Annotated in this window: 9 protein-coding genes; all 9 read right to left on the bottom strand. The window is 46.3% G+C overall.

Annotated elements, in window-relative coordinates; genetic code table 11:
- Positions 1-388: YbgF trimerization domain-containing protein (locus ACQY6Q_RS05230; protein WP_427978704.1), on the bottom strand; the 388-nt coding region annotated here is incomplete at its 3' end.
- A 25-nt stretch (positions 389-413) separates the two neighbouring features.
- A complete protein-coding gene (pal, locus tag ACQY6Q_RS05225) occupies positions 414-971 on the bottom strand; it encodes a peptidoglycan-associated lipoprotein Pal (protein WP_427978702.1) in 558 nt (185 codons plus the stop codon).
- Between the two features lie 31 nt (positions 972-1,002).
- Complete coding sequence (tolB, locus tag ACQY6Q_RS05220) at positions 1,003-2,358, bottom strand: Tol-Pal system beta propeller repeat protein TolB (RefSeq protein WP_427978709.1); 1,356 nt, start codon at positions 2,356-2,358, stop codon at positions 1,003-1,005.
- A gap of 8 nt (positions 2,359-2,366) precedes the next feature.
- On the bottom strand, positions 2,367-3,362 hold the full coding sequence (tolA, locus tag ACQY6Q_RS05215) for a cell envelope integrity protein TolA (RefSeq protein ID WP_427978700.1): 996 nt from the start codon (positions 3,360-3,362) through the stop codon (positions 2,367-2,369).
- 13 nt (positions 3,363-3,375) lie between these two features.
- Entirely contained in the window at positions 3,376-3,813 is a 438-nt protein-coding gene (tolR, locus tag ACQY6Q_RS05210) for a protein TolR (protein ID WP_427978697.1), read from the bottom strand.
- Between the two features lie 8 nt (positions 3,814-3,821).
- Entirely contained in the window at positions 3,822-4,508 is a 687-nt protein-coding gene (tolQ, locus tag ACQY6Q_RS05205) for a protein TolQ (RefSeq protein ID WP_427978695.1), read from the bottom strand.
- Positions 4,498-4,896 (bottom strand): tol-pal system-associated acyl-CoA thioesterase, encoded by a 399-nt coding sequence (ybgC, locus tag ACQY6Q_RS05200; RefSeq protein ID WP_427978692.1) that lies wholly within the window; start codon positions 4,894-4,896, stop codon positions 4,498-4,500. Before ybgC ends, tolQ begins: the two co-directional genes overlap by 11 nt.
- A 173-nt stretch (positions 4,897-5,069) precedes the next feature.
- Positions 5,070-6,077, bottom strand: a complete 1,008-nt coding sequence (gene ruvB, locus ACQY6Q_RS05195) for a Holliday junction branch migration DNA helicase RuvB (RefSeq protein ID WP_427978689.1) — start codon at positions 6,075-6,077, stop codon at positions 5,070-5,072.
- Between the two features lie 15 nt (positions 6,078-6,092).
- Positions 6,093-6,713 (bottom strand): Holliday junction branch migration protein RuvA, encoded by a 621-nt coding sequence (gene ruvA / locus ACQY6Q_RS05190; protein WP_427978706.1) that lies wholly within the window; start codon positions 6,711-6,713, stop codon positions 6,093-6,095.
- Between the last annotated feature and the right edge of the window lie 8 nt (positions 6,714-6,721).

The raw sequence follows: 6,721 nt of genomic DNA, 5'->3' as shown, positions 1-6,721 counted from the left end.
CAGCAGTGGCCACTTCTGGCGTATTCACAGTGCTGCTAGCATTAGCTGTTTGCAGCTGAGCAAAACGTCTATCCATTTCCTGATAAAGCTCACGTTGACGCTCAATCATTTGTTGAATTTGATAATTACTTTGCTCCAACTGCCCCACCATAGTGGAGACACTATCGGCCATATCATCCACCTGATTCTGCAGGTCCAACTGCACTTGATTGCGCGCCTGCAGCATTCGCTCTAGACGCTCAATACGTTGCTCTAAACTAAGGCCACTGCTGGCTAAACCGGCAGCCGGAGCACTCGTCACCGACGCCTCTTCTACCGGGGCCGCTGCATTTACATTCATCGAAAATAAAACGGCTACCACAGTAGCCGTAATCATATTAAGTTTCATAAATGACTCTATGTGATTTAGCGTATTAATAAACTAACACAGCACGACGATTTTTAGCCATAGCGGCATCAGTATGAGCGCTATCTACCGGCTTTTCTTCACCGTAACTAACTATTGAAATTTGCGATGCTAATACACCCAAACTTTGTAGATATTTAGCCACAGCCTTACCACGGCGCTCACCAAGCGCGATATTGTACTCTGGCGTACCTTTTTCATCGGTATGGCCTTCAATTAATACTGAAACCGATGGGTTGTCTCTTAGGTAACTCGCGTGAGCTTCAAGAATTTCGGCGAACTCATCACGAATGTCGGCGCGGTCAAATTCAAAATAAACCACTTGGCTTTGACGCAGTTCTGCCGCTTTTTGACGCTCTTGTTCTTCAATGCTTAGCACTGGGTCAATACCGCCCACTTCAACCCCACCGGCATTCTGTTGGCTACCTTCGCCACCCACAACCTCTGACCCGGTTTGTCCAGCTCCAGTTACTTCACTGTCGGTTGCACTATTAGAACTACAAGCGGCTAAACCTGTTAACGCTAAACCCAAAAAAAGTGTCTTTAATAGTCGTTCAAATTGCATTATGGATTCCTTATGATCACATAGTGTTTAATTAGTTTAAAAAGGGTGACCAAGCTGGGGCTCTAACACTGCCCTCTTTGGCGGGTAATGTAGCTTTAAATCGACCATCCATGGAGACTAAAGCCAATACTTTACGCCCACCTGCTACCGTGCTGTACATGATCATACTGCCATTAGGTGCAACTGTGGGTGATTCATCAAGCTGAGTACGAGTTAGAATCTGTACATAGCCACTATCAAAATCCTGACGAGCAATTCGATACTGGCCGTTAACCCGACTCACCATCACTAAGGCCGAGCCATCGGGAGTGACTGCGCCCCCTAAATTCATCTCACCTTCCCAGGTCACTCGATTAATTTTATTAGTGTCTAGGTTAATTTTATAAATCTGTGGCTTACCGCCGCGCTCCGAAGAGAACAACAACTCGTTACCACTTGGTAACCAAGTTGGTTCGGTATCGATACGGCGGCTTTTGGTAATACGGGTCAATTTTTTGGTTGCAATATCGATAATATAAACATCGGGTTGTCCATCTTTAGACAGCACAATGGCTAAACGCTTACCATCTGGAGACCAATCTGGTGCACCGTTAATCCCTGGGAAAGAACTTAGCACCACGCGCTTACCGGCATCGGCACCACGAATAGTATGCACGATAATTTCTGACTTATTGTTTTCAAAGCTAACGTAAGCTAATTGGCTACCATCGGGAGACCAAGAAGGTGACATTATGGGTTGCGAGGAACGCAAAACGGTTTGCTCGCTGTAACCATCATAGTCAGCCACTCTAAGTTGATAGCTTAACTCGGCTTTTTCATCCACCACTACATAGGCGATACGGGTTAAAAAAGCGCCGCGCTCACCAGTTAAAGATTGATAAACACGATCCGAAATCAAGTGGGCCATTTGGCGAAGCTGCACTTTAGCGACGCTTTTGAAACGGTCTAGCAAAATATGATCGTTACTGACCACTAATTGACCGTCTTTCAGCTCTTGCTTGTTACCGGCGGTAACTTGACCTCTTAACACATCCACAAGCGTATAACTCACTCGGTATTGGCCGCCTTCCAAAGCTTCTACCTTCCCTAGCAATACCGCTTCTACCCCCAAGGCTGCCCACGCTTCATAATCAATTTGTTCGGCCTGCTGTGGTGTTTGTGGCATTTCGCTAATTGCCACCGGATTAAATTTACCAGAGCGGCGTAAGTCATCGGCTACCACCTTAGCTAAATCAAGCGGTATCTCGCCATGCCCCTGCCACTGAAACGGTACTACCCCCACAGGTCGGGCGCTATCTACACCTTCTGTGATTACAATTTCGAGGTTAGCTTGAGCAACATTCATAAATGCAAACAACAAGCTTACACTTACTAGGAATTTTTTCATCATCACAGCTATTCCGGTTTAAGAGTTAAAGTAATATTTTTTAATTTAGCGAATACATCGGGATCGTCTGATACCGGTAGACTCACCGCCTTTCTTATCGCTCGCCGTGCCGATTCACATACGGCGGCATCGCCTTTTCCGTCACCTATTCGTGTGACAAAGCCATTGCTCGCTAAGGTCAATTGAATTTGACATTGCTTACCTAGCATACTCGGCTCCGTCAACCAATGCCGCTGGATCGTCGACATAATCAAGGCTCGATATTTTTCTAGCTCACCTAGCACTTGGCGTTGATGACGGGCATTCGCTTCGGCCGCCATTTCCGCTTGAAGCTGGCGTTCAAATTCTGCTTCTTGGCGCGCGATTTCGGCTTGACGTTTACGTTCAGCTTCTTCTTTAGCGGCTCGCTCCGCCGCGGCCCGCGCCTCTTGCTCTTTACGAATACGCTCTTGTTCAGCTTTACGCGCCGCCTCTTCCGCCTTTCTGGCGGCTTCTTCAGCTTGCTTTTGCTGTTCTAACTTACGCAAGCGTTCTGCTTCTGCAGCCGCTGCGGCCTCTTCAGCCGCTTTACGCTGTTGTTCTTTCTGCAAACGCGCAGCCTCGGCTCGGGCAGCTTTTTCTTGTTCTAGCTTTTGTTTTTCTTGGGCCCGTCGCGCCTGTTCATCAGCTTTACGTTTAGCTTCTTCTTGCTGGCGTTTTTCAAGCTCTAACTGTTTAATTCGTCGCTCTTCGGCGAGACGTTTTTTGCGCGCTTGTTCGGCTTCTTTTTCTGCCTGTTCAATTCGCTGCCGCTGCTGCTCGGCTTTCTCTTGCTGTTGCTGCTTTAAACGCTCGACCTGCTGGCTCACCTGGTTAATGTCCACCGCAGTGGCTTGAATGATCGGCGCACTGGGCGTGGGCTCTAGTTTGACTCGTTCAAAATCAACCGACCAAACCAAGGCAACAAACAAAACCGCATGCAGCAGTATAGAGATGATTATGGATAGGCTAAATGGCGACTTCAATGCTATTCCTAAACTAATTATCGTCTGGTTGAGTCATTAAACCAACAGAAGGTACCCCTGCACTTTGCAACAGTACCATTAAGTTAATCACTTGTTCATAACGGACATTCTTATCTCCGCGCACCACCACTGGCAATAGAGGGTCTAGTTGCAGATGCGCCATCACAATCGCTTGTAGGTCATCCCCCGACAAAGCCTGACTCGCAGAGCTACCGTCCTCTCCGGTGTCCAGATAGTACTGACCACTTTCTGTGACGGTGGCAACCAGCGGAGGTTTGCTATCTTCGGGCATCGGTTCAGCTGAAGCTTGAGGTAGGTCGACCTTTACTCCTTGAGTAATCAATGGCGCGGTCACCATAAAAATAATAAGCAATACCAACATCACATCGATGTAGGGCACCACATTAATTTCTGCGACTAAACGTCGCTTAGGACGCTGATAATAGTTCACCTTAAAGCCTACACGTTGCTGTTACTGTGAGTTTGACGATGCAAAATACTGGAAAACTCTTCCATGAAGTTGGCATAGTCGTGTTCAAGTTTGGCGACCTTAGTTGAAAAACGGTTAAATGCAATTACCGCAGGAATCGCGGCAAATAAGCCCATTGCTGTCGCAATCAAAGCTTCGGCGATACCAGGAGCCACCATGTTTAAACTAGCTTGCTGAACTTCACCCAAAGCGATAAAGGCGTTCATGATCCCCCATACCGTACCAAATAGGCCGATATAAGGACTAATAGAACCGATGGTTGCTAGCATGGGCAGTTGATTTTCCAAACCTTCAACTTGACGGGATAAGGAAACCCGCATACTGCGGTAGGTTCCGTCCATCACGGCTTCTGCGCTGCGACCGCTAGACTTATGCAAACGTACATATTCTTTAAAGCCAGAGTGAAAGATTTGTTCCATACCCTGCAAATGATCGGCACGGGCATTACTTTCTTGATACAACTTATTTAGGTCAACTCCCGACCAAAACTTTTGTTCAAAATTTTCACTAGCCGCTTTGGCTTTTTTTAAAATTTGGTTGCGATTAATGATCATTGCCCATGAATAAACAGACATGCTCACCAGCAATAACATTACACACTTAACCAATAGGCTAGCCTGCCAAAACAAGCCGATAAATGACATATCAGAATGCACCGAGTAAATCCTCTTTTAGATTTGTAGGAATGGCCGTGGCCTTCATTGAAGATAACGTGACACAAGCAACGGTAACCTGTCCTTGGGCGATCAGCTGTTGATCCGCATCCTTAATGGCTTGATCAAACACGATACTTGCTCGTTTTAGCGTATTGATAGTGGTTTCTACGCTGAGCAGCTGGTTAAACAAGGCCGGACGTTTATAGTCGATGTTTAGGCTGCGCACCACAAAACAGATATCTTGCTGCATAAGCTGATCTTGCTGGTAGCCTAGATCTCTGAGCAATTCGGTTCGGCCTCGTTCAAAGTACTTAATGTGATTGGCATGATACACCACGCCCCCCGCATCAGTATCTTCGTAATAAACCCGAACTGTAATAACTGCCATCTATCCTACCCTTGTATATCGTTGACAAATAACTATACACAGGCAAGTGCTCAAGGTTAAGACTCTGAAGGACTAATTTAGATAATTGTCCGAGAAAATTTTAATAACGGCTTAAAAATAAACATTTTAAGCCGTTTTTTTAGGCTGACTGTCGCCGCACAACGACAGTATTTTTAAGCCTTAGGCAGGTCTAAACCTAGGTGAAGATAGGCTTTATCGCTAGCGATGCGGCCACGCGGGGTTCTTTGCAAATAACCTTGTTGAATAAGAAACGGCTCAAGCACGTCTTCGATGGTTTCTTTGTCTTCACCAATCGCCGCAGCAAGGTTATCTAAGCCGACCGGCCCACCAGAAAAGGTTTCAGTAATGGCTCTTAATAACTTGCTGTCCATATAATCAAACCCAGCACTATCTACGTTTAACAGATCGAGGGCTTGCGCGGCAATTTCTTGGGTCACTTTGCCGTCAAATTTAACGTCGGCAAAGTCACGAACACGGCGTAATAAACGATTGGCAATACGTGGCGTACCTCGAGAGCGTCTGGCTACTTCCCAAGCGCCCTGTTGATCTAGCTGCAAATTTAAGTAATGAGCACTGCGCGTAACGATGTCGGCTAGATCTTTAGTATTGTAAAACTCCAGCCGTTGCACTATTCCAAAACGGTCGCGCAAGGGAGAAGTTAACATGCCAGCTCGGGTAGTGGCACCGATCAAAGTAAACGGAGGCAAATCTAATTTAATAGAGCGAGCAGCCGGCCCTTCGCCTATCATAATATCCAGCTGGTAATCTTCCATCGCTGGGTACAGTACTTCTTCCACCACCGCACTAAGCCGATGGATTTCGTCGATAAACAATACGTCACCGGGCTCTAGGTTGGTTAATAGCGCGGCTAAGTCACCGGCTTTTTCCAGCACCGGCCCAGAAGTGGTTTTAATATTGACCTTGAGTTCGTTAGCCACGATATTCGCTAGCGTAGTTTTACCTAAACCTGGTGGGCCAAAAATCAATAGATGGTCAAGGACATCCTCGCGGCGGCGGGCAGCTTCAATAAAAATATCTAACTGTTCAACTACGGCTTGCTGACCAGTATAGTCAGACAATTTTTTTGGCCTAATTGCACGATCAACGGACTCTTCTTCGTTTATCGGCGTGGCGGCGACTAAACGGTCTGCTTCAATCATTATCTCTAACCTTCATTACAGAGCAGCTTTGAGCGCTTCTCTGATTAGTTCTTCACTGCTCATTCCATTTTTCCAGACTTGTTTAACTAACTTATCTGCCTGATTGGTTTTGTAACCTAAAGATTCTAAGGCAGCAACCGCTTCTTCTTTGGGGTCAATACTTGGCTGCAGTGGTAAATCACCATGAGCACTTAGGCTATCACTTATTGGGGTTTGGGGCAGTTCCATATTCCAGTTTTTCAAACGATCTTTCATTTCTACTAACAACCGCTCTGCAGTTTTTTTGCCAATGCCCGGCACTTTCACCAAACTGGAAAGGTCTTCTTGATTCACTGCTGCTACAAATTGCGCGCAGCTTAAACCCGACAATATAGCTAAAGCAACTTTAGGCCCGATGCCATTAACTTTAATCAACTCTCGAAATAGTGAGCGTGACGCATGGTCATGGAAACCGTACAGCAACTGAGCATCTTCTCGCACAATAAAATGGGTGAGTAAGCGAACCGGCTCACCTAAATCGGGTAACTGATAGAAACAGTTCATCGGTAATTGGATCTCATAACCCACCCCTGCTACGTCAATAAGTACATAAGGCGGGGTTTTCTCTTCCAGAATACCTTTAATGCTTGCTATCACAACTCTCA

Origin of the sequence: Agarivorans sp. (assembly GCF_050295395.1) — a bacterium.
GTDB lineage: Bacteria > Pseudomonadota > Gammaproteobacteria > Enterobacterales > Celerinatantimonadaceae > Agarivorans.
Note: the sequence above shows the minus strand (reverse complement) of the source record. Positions and strands in the feature narration are given on the sequence as shown.

Coding starts and splice junctions, on each gene's coding strand:
- tolB (WP_427978709.1), bottom strand. CDS start 2,358: ATGAAAAAATTCCTAGTAAGTGTAAGCTTGTTGTTTGCATTTATGAAT.
- pal (WP_427978702.1), bottom strand. CDS start 971: ATGCAATTTGAACGACTATTAAAGACACTTTTTTTGGGTTTAGCGTTA.
- ruvB (WP_427978689.1), bottom strand. CDS start 6,077: ATGATTGAAGCAGACCGTTTAGTCGCCGCCACGCCGATAAACGAAGAA.
- ybgC (WP_427978692.1), bottom strand. CDS start 4,896: ATGGCAGTTATTACAGTTCGGGTTTATTACGAAGATACTGATGCGGGG.